At 41.6% G+C, this 24,887-nt stretch carries 21 protein-coding genes and 1 other RNA gene; 15 read left to right on the forward strand and 7 right to left on the reverse strand.

What is annotated here, in order from left to right:
* Positions 1-460 precede the first annotated feature (460 nt).
* Entirely contained in the window at positions 461-2,131 is a 1,671-nt protein-coding gene (treC, locus tag A6J77_RS04885) for an alpha,alpha-phosphotrehalase (protein WP_083068679.1), read from the reverse strand.
* Between the two features lie 80 nt (positions 2,132-2,211).
* Complete coding sequence (gene treP / locus A6J77_RS04890) at positions 2,212-3,714, reverse strand: PTS system trehalose-specific EIIBC component (RefSeq protein ID WP_083068681.1); 1,503 nt, start codon at positions 3,712-3,714, stop codon at positions 2,212-2,214.
* Between the two features lie 263 nt (positions 3,715-3,977).
* Between treP and tadA the strand changes: the two genes are divergently transcribed.
* From tadA to ffs, 11 genes are all read left to right on the forward strand, one after another.
* Positions 3,978-4,505: a tRNA adenosine(34) deaminase TadA gene (tadA, locus tag A6J77_RS04895; RefSeq protein ID WP_083068683.1), complete on the forward strand. Its 528-nt coding sequence runs from the start codon at positions 3,978-3,980 to the stop codon at positions 4,503-4,505.
* Between the two features lie 117 nt (positions 4,506-4,622).
* The gene (locus A6J77_RS04900) at positions 4,623-4,949 is read left to right on the forward strand and encodes a hypothetical protein (RefSeq protein WP_227645123.1); all 327 of its coding nucleotides are present in this window, start codon (positions 4,623-4,625) and stop codon (positions 4,947-4,949) included.
* The gene (locus tag A6J77_RS04905; protein ID WP_083068687.1) at positions 4,936-6,891 is read left to right on the forward strand and encodes a V-type ATP synthase subunit I; all 1,956 of its coding nucleotides are present in this window, start codon (positions 4,936-4,938) and stop codon (positions 6,889-6,891) included. Before A6J77_RS04900 ends, A6J77_RS04905 begins: the two co-directional genes overlap by 14 nt.
* A 32-nt stretch (positions 6,892-6,923) precedes the next feature.
* A complete protein-coding gene (locus tag A6J77_RS04910) occupies positions 6,924-7,403 on the forward strand; it encodes a V-type ATP synthase subunit K (RefSeq protein ID WP_083068689.1) in 480 nt (159 codons plus the stop codon).
* A gap of 44 nt (positions 7,404-7,447) precedes the next feature.
* Positions 7,448-8,017, forward strand: coding sequence for a V-type ATP synthase subunit E (locus A6J77_RS04915; RefSeq protein ID WP_083068691.1), 570 nt, complete (start codon positions 7,448-7,450; stop codon positions 8,015-8,017).
* Positions 8,018-8,035: 18 nt separating this feature from the next.
* On the forward strand, positions 8,036-9,037 hold the full coding sequence (locus A6J77_RS04920; RefSeq protein ID WP_083068692.1) for a V-type ATPase subunit: 1,002 nt from the start codon (positions 8,036-8,038) through the stop codon (positions 9,035-9,037).
* Positions 9,027-9,338 carry a V-type ATP synthase subunit F gene (locus tag A6J77_RS04925; RefSeq protein WP_003143157.1) on the forward strand — a complete coding sequence of 104 codons (312 nt, stop codon included), beginning with the start codon at positions 9,027-9,029 and terminating at the stop codon, positions 9,336-9,338. Before A6J77_RS04920 ends, A6J77_RS04925 begins: the two co-directional genes overlap by 11 nt.
* A 56-nt stretch (positions 9,339-9,394) precedes the next feature.
* Entirely contained in the window at positions 9,395-11,170 is a 1,776-nt protein-coding gene (locus A6J77_RS04930) for a V-type ATP synthase subunit A (protein WP_083068695.1), read from the forward strand.
* Positions 11,170-12,552, forward strand: a complete 1,383-nt coding sequence (locus tag A6J77_RS04935; protein WP_083068697.1) for a V-type ATP synthase subunit B — start codon at positions 11,170-11,172, stop codon at positions 12,550-12,552. The genes A6J77_RS04930 and A6J77_RS04935 overlap by 1 nt, the downstream gene beginning before the upstream one ends.
* Positions 12,553-12,558: 6 nt before the next feature.
* Positions 12,559-13,194, forward strand: a complete 636-nt coding sequence (locus A6J77_RS04940) for a V-type ATP synthase subunit D (RefSeq protein WP_083068699.1) — start codon at positions 12,559-12,561, stop codon at positions 13,192-13,194.
* Between the two features lie 395 nt (positions 13,195-13,589).
* An RNA gene (ffs, locus tag A6J77_RS04945) (signal recognition particle sRNA small type) lies at positions 13,590-13,689 on the forward strand.
* A 110-nt stretch (positions 13,690-13,799) separates the two neighbouring features.
* Here the strand turns inward: ffs and A6J77_RS04950 are convergent.
* From A6J77_RS04950 to A6J77_RS04960, 3 genes are all read right to left on the reverse strand, one after another.
* On the reverse strand, positions 13,800-14,450 hold the full coding sequence (locus tag A6J77_RS04950; RefSeq protein WP_227645124.1) for a hypothetical protein: 651 nt from the start codon (positions 14,448-14,450) through the stop codon (positions 13,800-13,802).
* A gap of 150 nt (positions 14,451-14,600) precedes the next feature.
* Positions 14,601-17,453 carry a DUF3427 domain-containing protein gene (locus A6J77_RS04955; protein WP_083068700.1) on the reverse strand — a complete coding sequence of 951 codons (2,853 nt, stop codon included), beginning with the start codon at positions 17,451-17,453 and terminating at the stop codon, positions 14,601-14,603.
* 42 nt (positions 17,454-17,495) lie between these two features.
* Complete coding sequence (locus A6J77_RS04960; protein WP_083068702.1) at positions 17,496-17,891, reverse strand: (deoxy)nucleoside triphosphate pyrophosphohydrolase; 396 nt, start codon at positions 17,889-17,891, stop codon at positions 17,496-17,498.
* 276 nt (positions 17,892-18,167) lie between these two features.
* Here A6J77_RS04960 and A6J77_RS04965 point away from each other — a divergent pair, with 276 nt between their 5' ends.
* Positions 18,168-19,166, forward strand: a complete 999-nt coding sequence (locus A6J77_RS04965) for an NAD(P)H-quinone oxidoreductase (protein WP_083068705.1) — start codon at positions 18,168-18,170, stop codon at positions 19,164-19,166.
* 172 nt (positions 19,167-19,338) lie between these two features.
* Positions 19,339-20,127, forward strand: a complete 789-nt coding sequence (locus tag A6J77_RS04970; RefSeq protein ID WP_059133926.1) for a 2-keto-4-pentenoate hydratase — start codon at positions 19,339-19,341, stop codon at positions 20,125-20,127.
* Between the two features lie 320 nt (positions 20,128-20,447).
* Here the strand turns inward: A6J77_RS04970 and A6J77_RS04975 are convergent, their stop codons facing one another.
* Together A6J77_RS04975 and A6J77_RS04980 are read right to left on the reverse strand one after the other, a co-directional pair.
* Complete coding sequence (locus A6J77_RS04975; protein WP_083068708.1) at positions 20,448-21,365, reverse strand: MBL fold metallo-hydrolase; 918 nt, start codon at positions 21,363-21,365, stop codon at positions 20,448-20,450.
* 97 nt (positions 21,366-21,462) lie between these two features.
* Complete coding sequence (locus A6J77_RS04980) at positions 21,463-22,650, reverse strand: acetyl-CoA C-acetyltransferase (protein WP_083068709.1); 1,188 nt, start codon at positions 22,648-22,650, stop codon at positions 21,463-21,465.
* Positions 22,651-23,536: 886 nt separating this feature from the next.
* On the opposite strand from A6J77_RS04980, the gene A6J77_RS04985 reads away from it, so the two are divergent.
* Entirely contained in the window at positions 23,537-23,947 is a 411-nt protein-coding gene (locus A6J77_RS04985; protein WP_083068711.1) for a cupin domain-containing protein, read from the forward strand.
* 62 nt (positions 23,948-24,009) lie between these two features.
* Positions 24,010-24,822 (forward strand): HpcH/HpaI aldolase family protein, encoded by an 813-nt coding sequence (locus A6J77_RS04990; protein ID WP_083068713.1) that lies wholly within the window; start codon positions 24,010-24,012, stop codon positions 24,820-24,822.
* The last annotated feature ends 65 nt before the right edge of the window (positions 24,823-24,887 follow it).

Below are 24,887 nucleotides of genomic sequence, written 5' to 3' on the forward strand. Positions count from 1 at the left end.
GTAAGTGGCGAAGATAGAAATATGGAGAACAATTCACTTGAATTAGCAGTGAAAATGCTTGTCTTTATATTCGTGGATGCTTTTCATGCTAAACCGAGAGGGCAAAAGCAAACTAGTAGAAGGTTTAACAAATTGACTCAAGGATATCCCTGAATAAATGACAAATTAAACCATTTTAATGAGGCTTTATTCCGATTGCAAGTTTTAAATTTTGTAATAGCTATAGTTGTGGCTGCTTATTGTGCAACAGCAAAAATTTCTACACAGAATAAATATTAGACGCAATTATTGGTTCGATAATAGCCCTAGCTACAACTAATTTATTTTTGAAGCCGAAAAATAGCTAGTTAGGTCTATTAGTATTTAAATAATATGTGGCCTAAAAATGAGGATAATATAAAAATAGGTGAGTAGTTTGTGCTACACACCTATTTTTTGCTTATCAAGTATTTTGATAAGATTATTTCGATAAGAATGCGACTGTTTCATAAGGGCCTAGATTGAATGAGGTAGTCATTTTTTCTATTTTCCCATTACCCAATAATTTCTCATAGTCACGAGTTAAATCAACACTTTCAGGTAGGTCAACTTGACTGGTACCTGGGTAGAAGTGTGAGAAGACATACAAGATTTGGTCGCCATAAGTCCGGTAGTAAGCCAATACTTCTGGGTGGTCAGCCAATAATTCGTGGTAAGCACCGTCTTGGATGATAGGTAGTTTATGACGTAAGGCAATTAACTTTTGGTAGTAAGGGAATATTTTACCGTTCTCTAATTCCTTCGCAACATTGATGTCCTTGTAATTGTCGGCAACTTTTAACCATGGTGTACCGGTAGTGAAACCGGCATTTTCTGAATCATCCCATTGCATTGGGGTCCGGCTAGTATCGCGGGACTTAAATTTAATAATTTCCATTGCTTCTTCTTCTGAAACACCTTTATCTAATAAGATTTGGTAGTTGTTGAAGGTTTCGATATCGTTGTAGTCGTTGATGTCGTCGAAATCTGGGTTGGTCATACCAATTTCTTCCCCTTCAAAGATGTAGGGGGTACCGCGCATCATGTGAATAGTTTGGGCAAGCATGGTAGTTGTTTCGTATGGATAGTTTTCGGTGTCGCCGAAACGAGAGTTAGCGCGTGGTTGGTCATGGTTGTTCCAGAATAGGGCATTCCACCCGTTGCCATCTGACATGCCTTTTTGCCATTCGTTTAAAATGTCTTTTAAAGATTGGAAGTCGAAATCAACTTTAGACCATTTCTCGCCGTCTTTGTAATCGACTTTTAAATGGTGGAAGGAGAAGATCATGGCTAATTTCTCTTCATCAGGATTGGTATAGCGGACACCATCTTCAACTGTGGTAGAAGACATTTCACCCACTGTGACAAAGCCTTCAATATCGCCAAAGGTAGATTGGGCCATTTCTCGAATCCAAGCGTGTGAATTTTCTGTATCTGTATACAAACGTTTCTCTTGGGTAGAACTTGGGCCGCCAGTAGAGTCTTCTAGGACCTCGCTCTTACCAATTACGTTCATAACGTCGAAGCGGATACCGGAAACCCCCTTATCGATCCAGAAGCGGATAACATCGAATAGGGCTTCGCGCACTTTTGGATTATGCCAATTTAGGTCAGCCTGGGTCACGTCGAAGAGGTGCATATAGTAATTGTCAGTGTCGCCAAATGGTTCCCAAGCAGGGCCACCGAATTTAGATTCCCAGTTGGTTGGCAGAGACCCGTCTTCTTGAGCGGGACGAATGTAATAGAAGTCTTGGTAGTATTCTTCGCCAGCTAGGGCCTTTTGGAACCACTTGTGTTCAGTAGAAGAGTGGTTTAAGGGCATGTCTAACATCAGGTCGATGCCACGTTTTTTTCCTTCGCGGGCTAATTCTTCAAAGTCGTCCATAGTCCCAAATCGTGGGTCAATGGCTGTGTAGTCTGAAATGTCATAACCGTTGTCATTTTGTGGCGATGGGTAGAAGGGGTTCATCCAAATCATGTCGATACCTAGTGTTTCCAGGTAGTCTAATTTTTCAATGATTCCTCTAAGATCACCAAAACCGTCCCCATCTGTGTCGTTAAAAGACTTTGGATAAATTTGATAAATTACCTTTTTCCCTAAATCATTTGTCATTGTGTCTTCCTCCTTTTTAGAAAAAAGCTCGCCAATGGGCATCCAAGGCGAGCGTGAAACTTGAATCTATCTGGCTAATGCTAGAACTTAATATTGAAATCGATTTTGTTATTAGCTAGGAAACCAGTTTTCTTAAATACAATTGTCAATGCGAATGGTACAACGATCGCGATGGCCATAGCTAGTAAGAACCAACCCCAGTATTGGAATTGAATCGCTAGGATACCAGGTAAACCGCCGACACCGATTGAGTTAGCTGTAATTCCGACACTTGTTGAGAGTAAACCAGCTAAACCTGAACCAATCATCGCTGCAATAAATGGGTAAACATATTTAATGGTTACACCGAACATTGCCGGTTCAGTTACCCCTAAGTAAGCTGATACAGCTGATGGAATGGTAATTTGACTTTCTTTCTCATCTTGACGAGTTGTCCACCAAATCGCCATAACCGCAGATGCTTGAGCAATATTTGATAGGGCGATCATTGGCCATAAACCAGTACCACCAAAGTCAGCCACTAACTGTGTATCGATTGCGTTGGTCATATGGTGTAAACCAGTAATTACAAGTGGAGAGTATAGGGCACCGAAGATTAAACCGAACAACCAAGAAACAGGTCCAGTTAAACCAGCGTACACAACACTAGAAATCCAAGTACCTACAGTCCAACCGATTGGGCCTAAAACTGTATGGGCCAAGATAATGGCAGGTACTAATGATAAGAATGGCACGAAAATCATAGAAATCATCTCTGGGATGTATTTACGCCAGAATTTTTCAAGCCAAGCAAGTGATAGACCTGCGAACATGGCCGGTAATACTTGGGCTTGGTAACCAATCATATCCAATTGGAAGAAGCCGAAGTCCCATTGTGGTACTTCACCAGCTAAGATAGCATCTGGTGCAGCATAAGCATTTAATAATTGTGGTGAAACTAATGTGATACCTAATACGATACCAAGAATTTGAGTGGTACCCATTTTACGTGTTACAGACCATGTAATCCCAACTGGTAAGAAGTGGAAAATGGCTTCACCCGGTAACCAAAGGAAACTATTGACGCCGGCCCAGAATGTTGAAACATCAACAATCGTGTTGTATTGAGGCGTACCGTCACCCATAGTTTGCGCTACACCATCAACAATTTTTTGCCCTAGGAACTCCATTGGCACCCCTTCAAGCACGTTACGGAAACCTAAAATAAGCCCCCCGACGATAATTGCTGGAATAATTGGAGCAAATACTTCGGCTAAGAATGTCATAGCTTTTTGAAGCCAGTTTTGTTGTTGGTCAGCTGCTGCAGCTTTCACCGCTTCTTTTGACGTACCAGAAACACCAGAAACCACTTCAAATTCATTGTAAAAATCTGCTACCTTGTTCCCGATAATAACTTGGAATTGGCCAGATTGGGTGAATGTCCCTTTAACAGAAGGGATGTCTTCAATAGCTTTAACATCCGCTTGTTTAGGATCATTTAATACAAACCGCATACGCGTCGCACAGTGTGTAACGGCGTTGATATTTTCTTTGCCTCCAATGTCATCCAGTAAGGATTTAGCATCCTGTTTAAAATCACTCATTTTTCTTCCTCCTCAATAACGAAAAATGCCAAATAAAAACCAACTAATATTTGTAAACTTGTCTATACAAGTTATGCACAAGGTTATTATATAATGATAACGGTTTCAAATCAAGTCAAATCACTCAATCAAAAATTTTTTTATAGGGCTATAGTTAATAGGAAGAAAGTGATTAAAAAGTCCCGTGAGCCCCACCTATCAGTTGGTTGTAAGCCTTGGTAGTGGTATGATTATGGCATGTTTAGACCGAAATGAGGTGTGGAATGTCAGAAGAAAAGGATACAAAATTCAATACACTTGACGTGGACCAAGTTGCTTTTATGGAGGCAGCGATTGAAGAAGCGAAGAAGGCAGCAGCTATTGGTGAAGTGCCAATTGGGGCAGTTGTCGTCTACCAGGGGGAAATCATCGGGCGTGGCCATAACTTGCGTGAGACCAGCCAGGATGCAACAACCCATGCGGAAATTCTAGCTATACGAGAAGCCAATCGTAATCGGGCATCTTGGCGGCTAGCCGATGCGGACTTGTATGTGACGTTAGAACCTTGTCCCATGTGTTCGGGTGCCATGATACAAAGTCGTATTAAACATGTCTATTTTGGCGCTTACGATCAAAAGGGTGGCACGGCAGGAACCTTGATGAATTTACTGGATGATAGTCGGTTTAATCATCAAGTTGAAGTCATAGGTGGTGTTATGCATGAAGAATGTAAGTCACTGTTACAAGACTTTTTTATTGAATTACGCAAGAAACGCAAAAATTCAAGTCGTAAACCAAAAGTAGAAAACTAAGTGAGATGTCAAAATACTAAAAAATAAGACATTGTGATTAATTTAGCGTTTGCATTTAATAAAAAGCGTTTTTTTGTTATAATTAAGTTGATATAACGCTTTTAGGGGGTGAATTGGGTGTCCAGCAAAACTTTAGCACAAATTGTCGATACTGAGAAAGCAACGCAAGCACTGCGCGATAAATATGCGCGCAAGAGAGAAAGTTTATTAGAAGACAAAAATCGCAAATTAAGCCAAATGGTGTCTGAAAAAGATGCAATCTTGAAAGATTATCAAGAAGCGCAGCGTGCCGAGAATGAAAAAGCTTTACAAGCGTACAAATCTGAAGAAAAAGCGAAGAACGATCAAGAGATTGAGGAAATTGAGAATCAATTCCAAGTCGCTTTGCCATCTTTAGTCTCACTTGTAATTGAGGAGGTGAAAAATAGCTATGGCAATCGCTAAGATGCAAAAAGTATCGATTGTAACGGCGCCAAGTAACAAAGACCAATTGTTATATACCTTACAAACGATGCAAAATATACAAGTTAGTGACCTTTCCTTAAAGGTAGCCGGCCAAGACTTTACCTTCAACAATAATTACCAAAGTGATCAAGATTACCAAGTCATTTATGAACGCGGACGCGAAGTATTACATTATCTCAGTCAATACCAACAAAAGGTATCTTTAAAAGATAAAATTACGACCAAACGCCCACAAATGACCATGGATGAACTACATCAAACTGTGGATGAAGCAGCAGCTTTACAATTGATTGAAAAAGTCGAAGCCTTAAGACAAAAGCGTAACGACATTCAAGACCAACGCCAACGGGTTGAAGATGAACAAACAACCATCGCTAAATGGCGGGCCCTAGATGTTGATCCAAAATCACTACAAGAGCTAAAACTATTCGATGTTCGTCTAGGAACGATTCCCAATGACGAAAACCGTCACCACTGGCAACAATTAAAAGCCATAGATGACGTAGCCGTTGAAGAAGTATTTGCCAACGAGAATGAAATTGGTGTCGCAGTCGTTGCCTTACCAGGTCACCACGACAACCTGCAAGCAAAACTTGCAGAAAATTATTTCTCTGAAGTAGAGTTTAATTACGGACAAACCCCAGAAGAGACCTTCCAAACATTGGAAAGTGAACGGAAACAACTCATCAAAGATGAGGAAGCCGTTGTTAAAGACATTAAAAACATGCAAGAATCTAAAGCCACTATTCAATTAGCGGTAGAAGAATTCTTTAACCGTAGTCAACGTGCCAACGCAGCAAAACTTTCATATGATAACCAACAGTTATCTTTATTCAGTGGTTGGATTGAAGAAGCGCAGGTTGAAAACTTGCAAAGCGCTTTAGAAGAAGCCTTTGATGTGCACACGTTTGCTATTATTTTAGAAGAAACAACCGAACAAGAAGTCAAAGAAGATGAAGTGCCTATCAAATTACATAATGCTTCTATAGTAGAACCATTCGAAATGATTACTGAAATGTACTCATTGCCAAATTACCGGGAGAAAGACCCAACCAACTGGGTAGCTGGTTTCTACATGTTATTCTTCGCTATGATGATGGGGGACTTCGGTTACGGTATCCTCCTTTGGATTGGTACACTCTTTGCCATGAAGGTAATGGATTTACGGAAGGGTACCAAACGTTTTGTGAAATTTGGACATATTCTATCCTACCCAACGATGTTAATTGGTTTAGCTTATGGATCCCTATTTGGTGAAGCTTTACCATTCGGTTTGATCAATCCAACTGAAGATGCCTTAACCTTGATGATTATTTCATTAGCGATTGGGTACATTCACATCTTTGTAGGTTTATGCTTAAATATCAGATTACAGCTTAGTCGTAAAGACTATGCCTCAGCCTATAATGACGGTATGGGTTGGTTAGCTCTATTAATAGCGCTAGCTATTGGTATTACTGGCTTTATGACCGGTGTGGATATGTTGATTACAGTAGCCACTTGGTTAGCCATCGCTTCAGCAGCGGGTATTATCTTAGTACCCATGTTCACCAACGACAACAAAGCCGTTGGTGGTGTCGTTGGTTTGTATAACTTATACGGTGTGTCTTCGTATGTAGGAGATTTCGTTTCTTATACACGACTAATGGCTTTAGGTATTTCAGGTGGCGCAATCGCCATGTCCTTTAATATCTTGTTTACTATCTTGCCAGTGCCGGTTCGATTTTCAGCTGGTATCTTGATGATTATCGCTTTACAACTATTTAATATGTTCTTATCGTTACTATCTGCCTATGTTCATAGTATGCGTCTAGTATTCGTTGAGTTCTTTGGTAAGTTTTATGAAGGTGGCGGTCGTGCATTTAAACCGATCCGTACCTTACAAGAATTTGTTTCTCTTAAAGACGTAAAAGAAAATTAATAAAAAGACAACAAAATGGAGGTTTTTAAATAATGAATACATGGATTGGATTTTTTGTAGAAAATGGTGGCCAAATCTTTGCTATGGTCGGAATTGCGATTGCCGTAATATTCTCTGGTATGGGTTCTGCTCGTGGTGTTGGTGAAACTGGTGCGGCTGCAGCTGCTTTGGTTAAAGATCAACCTGAAAAATTTGCCCAAACATTAATCATGCAACTATTACCCGGTACACAAGGTTTGTATGGTTTCGTTATTGGGATCATGATTTACTTACAATTAGGTGCAGGATTAGACTTAACTCAAGGACTACAATACTTTGTAGCAGGTATCCCTATTGGTTTAGTAGGTTTAGTTTCAGCACGTTGGCAAGGGCATACTGCAACAGCAGGTATCCAAATTCTAGCCAAACGTCCTGAAAACGTATCTAACGCAATCATCTACTCTATCATGGTTGAAACTTACGCAATCTTAGCATTCGTTATTTCTCTATTATTAGTACTTTCTGTTGGTTAATCACTAATCAAGTAGAAAAACCAAAAGAAGGAGGAATAAGTCGAATGGCAGATATTCAAACTTTAGTCGACCAAGTGCTAGACAATGCTGAAAAGGAAGAAAAAGAAGCATTAAAAGCATTTGAAGCTGAAATGAATGAAGAAATCAACAAAGCCAAAGCGCAAAACGATGCCCAAATTGTGGCTGAAAAGCAACACATCAAAAACGCTGAAGCTAAAAAATTACAAACACAAAAACAAAGCTACTTAAACGTCTTACGTAATGACAAATTACAAGCCAAACAAGCCTTACTAGAAAAAGTCTATAACCAAGCTATTGTTGAATTACAACAATTATCAAGCGAAGAGTTTACAGGTTTTATCAAAGGCGCTTTAAACCAAGTAGCTGGTACTGAGAACCTTACGTTAACAGTAGGTGAATTCAGCCAACACCAATTCGACGCTGATCAAGTGAAAGCCTTAAACCCATCTATTCAGTTAGATGACACTTTCCTTCCTAAGCGTTCAGGTTTTATTTTAAGTAACGAAGAAGTGGACTATAACTTTACTTTTGAATCAATCATTGACCAAAAGAAAAAAGCATTAGCGCCAAAATTAGTGAAACAAGCATTCTAAGAAAGGGGAGTGATAGCAATGCCAAACGCTACATATGCACAACTGGATACAACCATTCGTGTAAAAGAAAGTAGTTTGCTAGCAAAAGAAGACTATGACGCACTTTTACGTGCCAACTCCCTTGAAGATGTATTTGCTGCCCTACGTAAAATGAACTACCATATCCCTGAAAATATCGGAGAAACACATGATTTCGAAGGGTTCCTAACCCGTGATTTACGTGAAATGTATGCTGGTTTATATGAAGAAACGCCTGTAGATGAAGTGGTAGACGTATTTGCCTTGCGTTACAGCTACCACAATTTGAAAGCATTATTCAAAGAATGGTATACAGAACGCGATTTCTCGCACATGTATATCAACATCGGCCGTTTTTCAATCGAAGCCTTAAGGACACTAATGCAAACCGGTGAAGGTAACCAGTTCCCGGAAGTGATGAAAGCTGGGGTCCAACATGCACGTGATTATTACGAAGAATACCATGACCTAGACGGTATTTCGATCCTATTGGACCAGTCTTACCTAGGCCATTTAAGAGATATCGCTGACAAATCAGAAGATCAAGATATGGCGAATACTCTATTGATGATGATTGATTTAGAAAACTTGTCTATGGTTGTTCGTGGTATGAAACAGGGTCGTTCTCGTGGGTTCTTAGAAGCAGTTTTATCTGATGATGGGACTTTTGAAGAGGTAGAATTAGTCGACTTAGCAACGAGTAAAGACTATAACCGCGTATTGGATAAATTTGCCAGCTTACCATTCGCTGGTAAAATCAATGACCGTATCAGCGCCAATGATCCAATTGATGTGGTGAAATTAGATAAGAAAATCAAGAAAATCGAGGCTGAAGAAATTCGTCAGGCAGCTTGGGTACCATTTGGCCCAATGCCTGTATTGGCTTACATTTACTTCAAAGAAAATGAAGTAGCCAATCTAAGACTTATTTTAAACGCCAAAGAATATGATCTAGACCAAAAAAGTGTTGAAGAAAGGATGCGACCTATTTATGGCTTATAAAATCGGTGTAGTCGGTGAAAAAGACGTCGTTGTTCCTTTCCAATTGATTGGTTTCGACGCCTATCCAGTGATTTCAAGCCAACAAGCCCGTGAAACAATCCGGAAAATGGCAGACGACCACTATGGTGTGATCTATTTGACCGAAACAATCGCACAGCAAATTCCAGACACCATTGCCTTTTACGACACACAAGTTAGCCCAGCAATCATTCTGATTCCTTCACACAAAGGGAGCTTGGGTATCGGGCAGTCTCGTGTAAATGACAACGTTGAAAAAGCGGTTGGTCAAAATATTCTATAAGAAATCAAAATACACAAATTAAAAATCATAGAAAACGATAAGAGGGAGGAACAGTCTTGAAAGACGGAAAAATCATTGAAGTTTCCGGTCCACTGATTAAAGCAAGTGGCATGGAAGAAGCTGCTGTTCGTGATATTTGTTTAGTAGGTGACCTACAATTAACAGGGGAAATCCTTGAAATGCACGGCGATGTTGCTTCAATTCAGGTATACGAGGAAACTTCTGGTCTTAAACCTGGCCAAGTAGTAAAAACAACTGGTCAACCATTATCAGTTGAACTTGGACCTGGTATGTTAACGAAAATGTTTGACGGTATCCAACGACCGTTACAAGAGTTCATGGATTCAACCGACTCAAACTACTTAGAACGTGGTGTGCAAGTAGCACCCCTAGACCGTTCAGCAGTGTGGCATTTTACCCCAACTGTTGAAGCAGGCACACAAGTTACTGGTGGTGACATTGTGGGTACTGTTCAAGAAGGTCCCGTGATTGAACACCGTATCATGGTGCCAGTTGGCGTTTCAGGTACAGTGAAATCAATTCAAGAAGGCGACTACACTTTAGAAGATAATGTGTATGTCTTAGACACTGAGCAAGGCGAGAAATCATTCACGATGATGCAAACATGGCCAGTTCGTCAGGGCCGTCCTTTTGCCGAAAAATACTCACCAAATAAAATTATGACAACAGGTCAACGTGTTATCGATACTTTCTTCCCAATTTCAAAAGGTGGGGCAGCAGCCGTTCCAGGGCCATTCGGTGCCGGTAAGACAGTTGTACAACACCAAATTGCAAAATATGCAGATGTTGATATCGTAATTTATGTTGGTTGTGGTGAACGTGGTAACGAAATGACGGACGTAATTAACGAGTTCCCTGAATTGGTTGACCCGAAAACTGGTGAATCAATCATGGAACGTACTGTGTTAATTGCCAACACTTCAAACATGCCGGTAGCAGCCCGTGAAGCTTCTGTTTATACAGGAATCACAATTGCTGAATACTTCCGTGACATGGGTTACTCAGTAGCGATTATGGCCGATTCAACTTCTCGTTGGGCGGAAGCACTTCGTGAAATGTCTGGTCGTCTAGAAGAGATGCCTGGTGACGAAGGTTACCCAGCTTACCTAGGTTCTCGTATTGCAGAATACTATGAGCGTGCAGGTATCGTCCGTACTCTAGGTAGCGAAGGCCGTACAGGTTCAGTTACAGCGGTAGGTGCCGTGTCGCCTCCAGGTGGGGATACATCTGAGCCGGTTACACAAAATACCTTACGAGTTGTAAAAGTGTTCTGGTCATTAGATGCCAACCTATCTCGTCAACGTCACTTCCCAGCCATTAACTGGTTAACTTCATACTCATTGTATGATTCAGAAATCTACAAGGGTGTAGCGGAAGAATTAGGCGTTGAATGGGGTCAATGGGTACAAAAAGCGATGAATATCCTAACTGAAGAAGACAGCTTACAAGAAGTTGTACAATTAGTTGGTATTGATGCCTTATCTGAAAAAGATAAAATGACCCTACTCATCGCAGCCATGATTCGTGAAGGTTACTTACAACAAAATGCCTTTGATGACGTAGATACAACGACTTCAGCGAAGAAACAAGAGAAAATGTTATTCAACATTTTAACCTTCGACCAAGAAGCGCGCCAAGCAATGGAAAAAGGTGCTTACTACCAAGAAATTGCTGACAACACAGTAGACTTACGCGAAAAAATCGTGCGTTCTAAATTTATCCCAGAAGATCAATTAGACCGCATTGACGCTATCAACAACGAAATTAAAGAAGCTATGACAGAAATCTTGAAAGGAGGCAGCTACGCATAATGTTAAAAGAGTATAAATCTATCTCCGACGTTTATGGTCCCTTAATGATTGTAGAAGACGTTGAAGGCATTAGTTTTGATGAGTTAGTAGAAGTACAATTACAAACTGGTGAAAAACGTCTTGGACAAGTGCTTCAAGTAGAAGAAAGTCGCGCAGTCGTACAGATCTATGGTGGTGGTTCTGGTATTAACTTACAAGACACTAAAGTGCGCTTCCAAGGACATCCACTTGAATTCGGCGTGTCTGAAGACATGATCGGTCGTGTATTCGATGGACTTGGTAACATCAACGACAACGGTCCAGAAATCATCGCTGAGGAAAGTCGTGACATCAATGGGCAAGCCATTAACCCAATGGCTCGTGACTACCCGGATGAATTTATTCAAACTGGTATCTCAACAATTGACCACTTAAACACCTTAGTTCGTGGGCAAAAACTACCCGTATTCTCTGGTTCAGGTTTACCACATAAAGAGCTTGCTGCCCAAATCGCACGTCAAGCCACTGTACTAGGTGACGACGACCAATTCGCCGTTGTCTTTGCAGCAATGGGGGTAACTTTTGAAGAGGCTGAATACTTCATGGAATCATTCCGTGAAACAGGTGCCATCGACCGTTCAGTATTGTTCATCAATTTAGCGGATGACCCTTCAATTGAACGTTTAGCAACACCAAAAATTGCCTTAACAGCAGCAGAATACCTAGCTTACGAAAAAGACATGCAAGTATTGGTTATCATGACTGACATGACTAACTACTGTGAAGCCTTACGTGAAGTATCTGCAGCCCGCCGTGAAGTACCAGGACGTCGTGGTTACCCAGGCTACCTATATACCAACCTGTCTACACTATATGAACGTGCTGGCCGTATCAAAGGGTCTAAAGGTTCTGTAACGCAAATTCCAATCTTGACTATGCCAGAGGATGACATTACGCATCCAATTCCTGACCTAACAGGTTATATTACCGAAGGGCAAATTATCTTAGACCGTGACCTTGATGCACGTGGTATTGAGCCACCAATCAACGTATTGCCATCACTTTCTCGTCTGAAAGATAAAGGTACCGGGGAAGGTAAAACACGGAAAGACCATGCAGCGACAATGAACCAACTATTTGCTGCTTATGCGAAAGGTAAACAAGCTAAAGAATTATCTCAAGTATTGGGTGAATCAGCCCTATCTGAAACAGATAAGAGATACGTAGAATTTACCACAGCATTTGAAGACAAATACGTTGACCAAGGTTTTGAGTACAACCGTACGATTGAAGAAACCTTAAATCTAGCTTGGGAATTACTAGCGATCTTGCCTCGTACAGAATTAACACGTATTAAAGATGATTTAATCGATACATACATGCCTTCAACTGAAGGAGAGTGATCTTAAATGGCAAATGCGCTAAATGTCAAACCAACACGGATGGAACTGAGCACATTAAAAGAACGTTTAAAGGTCGCTCAAAATGGTTATGACTTACTTAAAGATAAACAGGACGAATTAATGCGCCAGTTTATCGAACTAATCAAAGAAAATAACCGCCTGCGCAATGAAGTAGAAGACGAGTTGTCTGGTGCCTTAGGTAATTTTGTATTGGCCTCATCATCAATGAATGACGCCTTTATGGAAGAAATCGTGGCCTTACCAACTAAACAGGTCAACTTAGAAATTGCCAAAAAAAATATCATGAGCGTTGACGTACCTAAGATGTCATTTTCATACGATGATGACAATCAAGACAGTGACAACGAAGTGAAATACGGTTATCTAAACACATCTAGTGAATTAGACGATGCCATCGAAGTCTTGAACGATGTCATGCCTAAGCTATTAAAATTGAGCGAAATTGAAAAAACGTGTCAATTAATGGCAACGGAAATTGAATCTACAAGACGTCGAGTAAACGCCTTAGAATACCGAATGATTCCAAACATCAAGGAAACCATCAAGTATATCCAAATGAAACTAGACGAAAACGAACGTGCATCAATCACGCGGATGATAAAAGTCAAAGACATGGGTTAATAATAGGATGTGAGAGTCGACGCCAAGGGAGGAACGTTGGAAGGTTAGGGCAGTGGCTGACACAGTCAGGTACAACCTAATTCTAACGCATATAGGCGAATAAGCGCTGAAGCGCAAACTCGCCCATAATCTGAAACGCAGTCCTCCTTGGAGGCTTGAACCCGACTAAGGGTGTGAGGCGCTATGTAAGCAATGTTAGCTAGTCTAATTGTAACCTTATGCTGCTTTCGACTTGCACTTACTGATCATTCAACATAGTTTTCAAAGCGAGAGATCAAATCAATTCGAAGAATTGGTTTGGTCTCTTTTCATATATGACTATACTCTGAAAGATGTCATAATAGGGAAGAAGTTCTTTACAAAGTATCAATAAAAATGGTATAATTAAATTTGCCGAAAGGCCTTGCGGCAAGGGTAGAGATGTGAACCGGGTCAGATGGGGAACCAAGCAGCCCTAAGCATTGTCTATCCTGTGCTGTAAGTTAGTATAAATTTAAACGGCTAATCGCCAAACGCCAAGTGTGTCCATTCACGCTTGGCTTTTTTTATGGGCATTTTTTAGAAGATTTGTATGCCATACCCGAATAAGGTAACAGCAATCAAAATCAAGATAATCGGCAAATACGTGTGATGAAGAAATCCATCCAGCACGCAATTCGTGTATAAATAGTCGTCAAACTACTCTTAAAGAATAGGGACATTAAAAGCAAGCCATACATAGGTAATACAAACAAGACAAAGGAATAAAAGGCCAGTAGAAGCGTTGCTTGTAGATCAGTAATCGATACAGTTGCATAATAGCTTAGCAAGGCTAAATATGGCGCTATTGAGGAGATTTCAGCTAGACAAGAGGCAATACCCAGCATGATCAATGCGCCAGCTGATAAGTGCGTTTCTTCTGTTTGGGTAACGGCTTCCTTTTGCACATCTTCCTGGCTTGTTGCAGGTTGGTCTTTTTTCAAGTGGGTAAAGATTAAATAGGCGATGATCAAAAGACTGGCTACCAACGCTAGGTAACGCCAGGTGTATGGATAAAGATGGTTTACCCAATTGAAGGCTTGGAAAATCCAATCAGAGAAACCAAAGTAGAAGGATAAACCGATTAAAAAGTTTCCCAGACCAATGGGGAAGATAAAATACAAAATATGATATGGGGATTTAATTTTAGATTGTAAAATGAATGGCTGGGTGAGCGCAAAGGGATTAATGCCATCGATTAAGCCAGCAATTAAGGTCGTTGTGAAGACTGCAAACATGATTTTCCTCCTAAAAAAACCGGACAGACATCCAAGCAGCACACCTTCAATTCGAAGGGCCTATGTGCACTAGAATACCTATCCGGCGATAGTTGTTTTATTTTTTGGGCTTCTATCCTATCAAAAGAGTGATAGCGTGGCAAGGGTAGTTTACTGTAGATAGTTAAAGAGATTTCTTGGAATAGTTTCTTTAAAATGCAAGTTCATCTCCACAACGTTCCGGGTTTCACCATCACCACTCGGCTTTTCAAGTTGGGTAATCGTCGAAACATCAGGTGTCACTTCACCCAAATAATAAAACTCGGTTCCTTCATCATCGTCCTTTTTAATGAACATATGAATTTGCCAGTCGTCCGCATCCTGTAAGATTTTCACTTCAGGAGAGGCCAGTGTCCTTGGCGCTTTCGTGAACCAAGTCATCGTCTGTGGGTCTAACAAGGCATCTTCATAAGCAACTTGGGCACCAGTAAAGTCGTCGCCTTTATCCAGTGTCACAAAAATTGTAAAAATTTTCCGTTCCTTATCCTGAGTATAGCCCCCGATATTTTGGTCCACCAATTGCGTTTTCCATTTGAGCAGACGTAGGGCGTCACGACGTCCGTATTTTTGATACAAGGTTAAGTCTGACGATTTGTCATAACCGTCATTTAATAAGGTGGCCGTAGTGATTAAGTCATTTAAATGATGTAAAAAGGTCGAATCTTTCTTTGCTGACTGGAATCCAGGGCTTAAGTTAATCCCCTCGTCTACTATGGTCACGACTTGCCCCGGTTGGTAAGTTTTCTTTGAACTACCGGCGTAATAATCGGTGGACAAGGTTCGCACCACTGACTGCACAGTAATAGGATCATGGCTTAAGTCATGTTTGGTCAAAATGGTTTGAATCTTGGCCAAGCTTAAAGTATCTACACTTTCTTTAGCGAGCTCATTCAATAAGACTAGTTCATGCGCCCGTTTGCCTGGTAAGATTTCCCGCGATAAAAACTTTAAGATATCGTTGGCAGCTTTAGAAAGGGTATTGTCCCTTTCCTTGATGCTGGCCAAGAAAGCGGGGTAATTGTCCTTTTTGTTGGCTAATAGATAAGGGTCGAAACTGTTGGTTGTTTCAAAATCAATCAACATTGGCACACGACCCAATTCATTTTTTAACTCTAGGTAGGCTTCTTTCAATTCTTTCATGGAGTCTATTTTCACAGCGTTTATAGAATCAAAGATTCGCTCTTTAGCAATGCTTTCGAAATTGATATTGGATAAACCGGAAATAAAGTTGGTGTTGAGGGTCGTCTTCCGCATGGCATCCTTACTGCGGTTTGAATTACCAGACAGGGCTACGGGAATCAGGTAGTTGTTCTTGTAGTTGCCGATAAAGTCGATGATATTCACGAATTCCTTATCATCATGCTTACGAAGCCCACGCCCCATTTGTTGGACGAAGATGATGCTGGATTGGGTGTTACGCAACATGACCACCTGGTTGATTTCTGGAATATCAATCCCTTCATTAAAGATATCCACTGTAAAAATATAGTCTAAGAGACCTGAAGTTAACCGATTTACTTGCTTGGTTCGCACATCTTGGCTATCGCTACCAGATAGGGCGACAGTTTTATAACCACGGGCGTTGAATTTGTCGGATAGGGACTTGGCTTCCTCGTTGCGGCTACAGAAGACTAAGCCTTTGACCTTGTCTTTATCTAAACCATAGTAAGTCAACTTGTCCATGACATAATCAACCCGTTCGTCTAGGATTAGGTTCTTTAATTGGGTGGTTTCAGAAATCAATTCGCCGTCTTTTTCGAAGTCGGTCACCCCAAAGTAATGGAAGGGGGCTAGTAAATCAGCTTCAAGAGCATCTTGCAGGCGGATTTCATAGGCGATATTGTAGTCAAAGAGTTCATATAAATTATAGCCATCTGTACGCTCAGGTGTAGCCGTTAAACCAAGTAGGAATTTGGGTTTAAAGTAGTCAAAAATCCGCTGGTAAGACGCTGATCCAGCCCGGTGGACTTCATCTACTAAGATATAATCGAATTCTTCTGGGTCAAATTGGTGTAAATGTTGGTCGCGGGCAATGGTCTGTTGGGTGGCGAAAACATACTTGGCTTGGCTATCCTTTTTGTTACCTGTGTAAAAACCAAATAAATCATCTGATTCTGCGTGCATCACCCTTTTAAAAGAAGCCATTGCGGAATGTAAGATTTGTTCCCTATGGACGATAAAAAGGACTTTTTCGGGTTTGGTTTCCAAGACATCAAAAGCCGCTAAGTAGGTTTTACCGGTCCCAGTAGCCGCGATTACCAAGCCACGGTCGGCGCCATTTTGCCGTAATTCAATAAGACTATCTAAGGCTGGCTGTTGCATCTTATTAGGCACGATAAAGTTCTTGGCAGGGTCCAGTAAGATACTAGTATCACGGTATTTAGGCGGTTGGAAGGAGTTGGCATATGCTTGAATCCAGTCTTCAGTTAAAGGCTGGGCACTCGCCCATTCCTTGTCTAAATGAGCCTGCATTTGATGGATAATGGCCCCGTGGTGGTAGGTAGTCAGTTTAACGTTCCACTCGTAATTGGTTTTCAAGGCATGGGTGGTCAAGTTTGACGACCCAATAATAAAGGAAGCGTGGTCCTTGTGTTCAAATAAATATCCTTTAGCGTGAAAAGCTTCTTTGTCAGAAATGCGGACCTCCAAATTAGGAACTTTCAGCAAGGCCTTGAAAATATCTGGTGAGTTAAAGTCCAAATAGTTGGAGGTAATTAACCGGCCTTTTATCCCTCGTTGGTGTAAATCAAAGAGGTGGGTTTTCAGCGTGTTGAGACCACTCTCCGTCACAAATGCCACTGAAAATGTAAAAGTTTCGCTGGTATCCAATTCCTCCTGCAAGGTATTTAATAGGAAGATATTCTCATCAGGCTGATTAATAATCAACTCAGGGTCATACTGGGCATGCCCCAACTGCCTCTGATCAATAAAAGCATGCCGCAAAGATTGCGCTAATAAATCCATATATACCTCCAAAAAATCCTAAAATTCAGTCTACAAATCAATCTATAGAGTCATTTGTGATAACTTATTTACAGCAGGCAGGTCCGCTGGCGCCCAGTCTAAAGACTTCAATTCGCTAGGCTTCAACCACTTGATGGCCTTATGTTCCGTCAAAAAGGGCTCACCTTGCTCAAGCTGGCAGATAATTGTTATGAGATGAACGCGTCCGAAATCATATTCGTAGGCTGATGTATCAAATATCTCTGGGGATACTTGAACCTGGATCTTTAACTCCTCTTCCAATTCACGTTTCAGGGCTCCTTGCGCAGTTTCGCCAGCTTCTATCTTCCCACCAGGAAACTCCCACAAGTAGGCTAAAGACTTCGCGCCCCCGCGTTGGGCACATAAAATTCGCTGGTCTTTAATCAAAATCGCCCCAACAACATAAATATCTTTCATCCGTATCACCTTTCAATCGTTTTTTTACTATCATTAAAATCGGGTTGGACAAACCATAGATGACTGCGTTTCAGTTTAAGTTGAGCTGACATTGTCAGCCACTGCCCTAAACTTCCAACGTTCATCTGTTAACGGTTTGTCTCGCACCTAGAATATATAGATCATTTTACCGGACCCTCATTAAATAAGAAAGATCATAAGCTGCTTTACTTATCAATTGTCCGCAAATGGTTTATGATGTAAGGGACGAACACATATACAAAAGGAGTGGATTGGATGAAAGCATGGATACTAAATCAAGCAGGTGGCCCAGAGAATTTTGAACTGCAAGAAATCGACAGGCCGATGGCACAAGCGGGTGAGGCTCTAGTCAAGGTCAAGGCAATTGGGCTTAACCGCCATGATGTCATGTCGAGGAACAGTTTGAAGCCGGATGCCAGCCTTGAAGACCGGGTGATGGGGATTGAGATTGCTGGTGAAGTGGTAGATATTCATACAGACGGGACGGAATCCAGTCATGTTGCTATTGGCGACCACGTAGCGGGGATTATTACCCACGGCGCCTATGCCGAATACGCCCGCATCCCCCTCAGTCGTGCCATGGTTTTCCCTAAAGACACGCCGTTTACAACAGCTGCCGCCATTCCAGAAGCCTTCATGACCGCCTACCAGACTATGTATTGGATCGGCGACTTGCATCAGGGTGAGCGGATTCTTGTCCATGCAGCGGGTTCTAGCGTTGGGACTGCAGCTATCCAATTGGCCAACCACCTGTCGCAGGTAGAAATCTTTGCCACCGCAGGCCGTCAAGATAAATTAGACCTAGCTAAAGAATTAGGCGCCCAGACCACCATTAATTATAAGGAAGAAAATTTCGCCGACGTGATTTCTGAAGCAACTGACAATAGGGGAGTCGATGTCATTCTAGATTTCATTGGGGCGTCCTATGCTAATAAAAATGCGTCAGCTATCGGCCAAGACGGCCGCTGGGTTTTAATCGGTGTTCTTGGGGGCACAGAGGTTCCGGACTTTGATATGGGGCAATTGCTCTTTAAGCGGGTGAAACTCCAAGGGACCTTGCTGTCAACCCGCTCAGACGACTACAAGGCGCGCCTAGTAGCAGACGTCAATAAAGAAGTCGTGCCTTTAATTGCAGACGGTACTATTCAACCAGTGATTGACACTGTCATGGCTTTTGACCGCCTGCCAGAGGCCCATGAATATATGGAAGCCAATAAAAACTTAGGTAAAATCATCATCAGCTTGGAAGACTAAAGTTTCGTGATTTTATTGAGGGGAATGATTTAGGGTGTTTGCCAGCAATCGGGGCAAATGCCCTTTTTCATTAAAAATAAATGAGACAGCGGATTGATTTATTTGTCAGTTTTGATAAAATTGGGTTAATATTTATCATTATTTTTTAATGAATTAAAAGGAGCTGACAGGTATGGAAGAGTCGAAGATGCAGGAGATTGCGCAGTATTTGTATGATGCGGAGAAGAATAAGACGGCGATTGATAATGTGACGGAGGTGTTTAATGTTTCCTTCGATGAGCAAGAAGCCTATGATATCCAAGATTTGGTCGTAGCTTTGAAGAAAGAAACAGACGGGAAGACGGCGGCCTACAAGATTGGTTTGACGTCACCGGCTAAGATTAAACAGTTGAATATTGATCAGCCAGTTTATGCCCACATTTTTGAGTATATGATTTCTTATGACGGCGAACCTTTGTCGATGGAACGGTTTATCCACCCCCGTATTGAGCCGGAAGTGACTATTGTCTTGAAGGAGGATATCTACCAAGAGAATGTAACTTTTGAAGAAGTCATGGATAAGATTGACTATGTCTATTCTTCTGTTGAGATAGTAGACTCTCGCTATCACGGTTTCCGTTTCTCCTTGGAAGATGTGGTTGCTGACAACACTTCTTGCCAGGGGGCAGTTTATTCAAATACCCACTTCAGCTTAGACCAAGTGGATATCTTGAACGAAAAAGCTGTTGTTTATATTAATGGTGAGAAGATTGATGAAGGGATTGGGAAGGATGTAGCCAACCATCCAGCCAATGCGGTGGTCTTCCTAGCCAACGCCTTGTATAAACGTGGCGTGACTTTAGAGGCCGGCGTGCCAATTATGACCGGTGGCATGACCAAAGCGAACAAGATTGAAATTGGGGACAAGGTCGAAGTGAAATTCGATACCATGGATGATATTACCTTTGAAGTAGTCGAATAAGCAGACTAAAGGCCAACTAATGGCAAAATAAAAACCAGCTAGTAGGGGACGAAAAGCGCCTAATCTAGCTGTTTTTTTGTGGTTGATTTTAGTAATTTAAACCCAATTTTGGTCCAGCTTATGGGCGCGTTTATGCTTTGGTGTTTACGCGCCTAAATGCGTTAGACGCGTCAATGCTCAGCGACTTTTCGCGCACCTAAAAAAGCAAGTTTCTTCTATACAATAGGGCAATTAAATGACACTTCTTATATAGAAGAAACTTGCTCAGGGATGATTGATATTTTAACTTATCTGGCTCATTTGATAGCTGCAATAATATTTTATTTAATGACTGCTGCTTCAACTTGTTTTGGGACCCGGTCTTGTTGGTCAGTGAATGGGATAAAGACATCGCGCGATGACGCCATAGCGTATTGGATGTTTTTCCCGTCTTCAGTGTATTCAACCACACGGTAGTATGGATCATGGTAGAAGATAAAGCGGTAGTTGTTGGCTAGGGCTTCTGGCATCAATTCTTGTTTAGCTGAAATAGAATCCATTGGGTAATCGTCTAGACCACCGACCCAAAGTGGGTTTGTGTGAACGAATGTAAGTAGGATATCTGCCATATGTAGCATAGTTTCGCCAGCTTGTTCAAGACGTATAATGGTATGACCTGGACTGTGACCACCTGTCACTTCCATGGTAATCCCTTCAGCAATGGTAATGCTATCCGTAAAGGTTTCAACTTGCCCTTGGATGGCTTCCCAATTTTCTTTTGGATAAGTGTTTTTAGTCCGTGCATTCGGATGTTTTACCGCATCCCACTCGATATCAGAGATATAAATCGTGGCATTAGGGAAGGTTGATTGCCATTGATCGTTTTCAAAGTAAGTCAAACCGCTGGCATGGTCGTTATGCATGTGGGTCATCATCACAACGTCAATATCTTCAGGCGTAATCCCAAGCGTTTCAAAGTCTTCTTGGATACTACCTTCTTGTTGTAGCCCAACATTTCGTTTCCCTTTTTCATTGAATTTATCCAAGTTAAAGGATGCATCAATGATGTAGTTTTTCCCCTGGTATTGGATGACAATCGGGTCACAAACCTCAGCCACTTGGTTTTTATCATTATATGGATAGTAGCGACCCCAAAGTGCTCGTGGTACAGGACCGAAAATTGTCCCGCCGTCAGTGCCAATCATCGCGCCGTTCAACCAAGATAGGGTCATGTCGTGGAAAGTATATGTATCAATCATAATAAAAATCTCCTTTAAATGTATGCTTGGGTTTCTAAATACGAGTCATTTTTCAATTGTCAAAAGGGGTTCAGCCCTTAGCTGGTGTCATAGCCGATTAATAGTTCCCTTCGATAATCATGGATATTCCTTGGCCACCCCCGATACACAAGGTAGCTAGGCCATAAGTAGACTGCCGTTTGATCATTTCGTGGACCAGGGTGACTAAGATGCGGGCGCCGGATGCACCAATCGGGTGACCCAAGGCGATGGCACCGCCGTTCACGTTGACCTTGTCCATATCTGCATCAAGATCTTGCAATACACACAAGGCTTGGGCAGCGAAAGCTTCGTTGGCTTCAATTAAATCGATGTCTTTTATAGTCAATTGGGCTTTATCCAGTGCTTTTCTGGTAGCTGGAATTGGACCTGTTCCCATGATTGAAGGGTCAACGCCGGCGCTTGCGAAGGCTTTAATGGTAGCTAAAGGTTTAGCGCCAATCGCTTCGGCTTTTTCCTTGGACATTAAGACGATGGCAGCAGCCCCGTCGTTAATACCTGAAGAGTTGGCTGCTGTAACAGATCCACCATCACGCTTGAAGGCTGGTCTTAATTTAGCTAAAGATTCTTGGGTAACACCAGCTCTTGGATATTCATCCGCTTCGATTTGGATATCGTCGCCGCGTCTTTGCGGAACGGCGACGGGTGTAATTTCATCTTGGAATTTGTTGTTATTGATGGCAGCTTCCGCCTTTTGTTGGCTGGAAGCAGCTAGGGCATCTTGATCTTCTCGATTGAAACCATATTTTTCTACAATATTTTCTGCGGTAATCCCCATATGGTAGTTGTTGAAGGCGTCGGTTAAACCGTCTTTAATCATGGTGTCGACCACTTTCTGGTCACCCATCCGCATACCCCAACGTGCATCTTCAACAATGTAAGGCGCTTGGCTCATATTTTCGGTCCCACCAGCAACCACGACGTCCGATTCGCCCACCATAATACTTTGAGCGGCAAGGGCGACAGCTTTCAAACCTGAACCGCAAACCTTATTGACAGCGAAAGCTGGTTTTTCTACAGATATTCCGGCGGCAACTGCAACCTGACGGGCCACGTTTTGACCTAAACCTGCGCTTAAGACGTTACCGAAGATGACCTCATCTACTAGGGTTGGATCAATGTTGGCCTTAGCCATGGCACCTTGAACGGCTACCTTACCTAAATCAACAGCGGAAATATTTTTAAATACGCCACCGAATGATCCGATGGGGGTTCTTTGTGCAGCTACGATTACGACATCTTGCATTTGAAAAACTCCTTTCGAGGGTTAAGTTGAGGTGAGACAAAAGTCGCTTAGAATATACGCGCTAGACCAAGAGTAGAACTATTACTGTAGGTAAGTAGAGTATTTTGGGAAGCGTCGGATAATGCTGACTTTTAGAACCAGATATTGTGCGTAATGTTAATCAAATTCACTTAAAAGCTGATCATCAGAAACAAAAAAGACTGCGAACCATTTATGCGGCCCGCAGTCTTACTAGCTAAGAGCCCGCATTCACGAGAAATAGGACTCTTCCATATGTTGGAACAATCCTAGTTAGCTAATAATAATAATAATAAAGATGTATGCGTCTGGTGATCAGTAGAGGTCATTGACCAAGATGTATTGATCATATTTGTGAATTCTGAATGCATTGTCATATTGGTCTCACTCCTTTGATTTAAGTTAGTGTTATATTATCATCATATTTTCATTTTAACAAGTCTTTCCCACATTTATTTTTAATTTAATGTCATTTTTGAAACATAAAGAGGGGTTAATCTTATATGTATCAAGGGATTCGTTCAATTGTAATATTTTTGTAAATGAGAAAATGGTGAGTTTTATGAGGGTGAGCTGGACCACTTTGTCAGCTGAAAACGAGTTGAAAACAAAAATTGTATATTTTGAAAGATGCTTATTTTGACATAATATGCCCCTAAATTTGATCAAAAGATGTCATTTCCTTCATAGAAGGCCAGAAAAAGTTGGTCAACCATTTTTCTAGAGATTCCTAAGACAATAACAAAAGGATTCGTTGGCAAATACTTTCTCTTGTTGCTTTTAATAAAATGAGATGGTAAGGTGACACCAATCAAAAAACTCATAAAGTTTTAATAAAAACAAAGTATCAATATTGGAGGAATGCATCATGGCACTAGAAAATGTAGATTTTGGAAACATCAATGAGATTCCCTACCGTCCATTACGCCCGGGGATTGACCAAGCCGTGTTCGCCATGTCAGGTGACGGCGTCAATGTAACAGTTAACCGAGTAGATAATGGCAACGACTTACGTCCACATACACATGATGACCACCAACAAATCGCCTGGATATTACAAGGTGAATGTGACTATTACGTTGACGGTGAGCCGTTCCGCATGAAGGCAGGCTCATGGGTAGTCGTGCCGAAGGGCGTTGAACATTATATTCATGTGTACGATTCGCCAGAAACAGTGGTGAATGTGGATATTTTCGCCCCAGCGCGTGAAGACTACAACGAAGCTTACAGCCAATTCTTGAAACAACAAGGCTACCAAGGCTTTAACATTATTGACTAATTAGAAATAGAGATACTAGGACTGATTTGAATAGGACTAAAGACGGGAAAAGGATGATATAAATGGAAATGCGCAACCTTGTAAAAGAAAAAATTGCTGAAAAAGGCTATGCTATCGGTGCTTTTGTGGCATCAAGCTCTTCGTTAAATACGGAAATTTTAGGGGTCAATGGCTTCGACTTTGCTATGATTGACTTCGAACATGCTCAAACAAGCTTAGAAACAGCCTTAGATATGGTGCGTGCAGCCGAATTATACGGTACTGCGCCATATGCCCGTGTTTACAATCCTGAAGACGGTCCAATGATGGGGCGAATGTTAGATATCGGTTTGCATGGATTGATGATTCCAATGGTCAATACCAAAGCACAAGCGGAATTCGTGATTCAAAATACTAAAATGCCGCCTATTGGTATCCGCGGTAAAGGGATTGGGCGTGGGCCACTCTGGGGTGCCTATGAAAACTATAACAAGGGTGAAGTAGACGAAAAATCCATGGTTATCGTCCAATGTGAAACCCCGGAAGCGGTTGAAAATGTTGAAGAAATCGTGAGTGTTGAAGGAATTGACTGTGTGTACATCGGTCGTCTTGACCTAGCGCATGCCATGGGTGTTGAAGACCCATCAACAAGTCCAGAACTTGAAGCCAATATTCAAAAAGTCCTTAAAGCATGTAAAGAAGCAGGTAAAATTCCAGGGATCTTTACAGCCAATGCTAATGACGCGATCAACCGAATTGAACAAGGATTCCAATTCGTCACGGTATTGAACGACTTGGCCTTCTTCCGTCAAGCCACCAAGACCCGGATTGACGATGTCCGCAAAGGGGTAGAAGGGGACAAATACCAAGTGGACGACGCCGTATTCTTGAAATAGATAGTATTTTGGGGGATTTTCCATAAATACCTAATAAAAAAATAAGGCAAGCCATCATATTGGAT

The organism is Aerococcus viridans (genome assembly GCF_002083135.2).
Classification (GTDB): Bacteria; Bacillota; Bacilli; order Lactobacillales; family Aerococcaceae; genus Aerococcus; species Aerococcus viridans_C.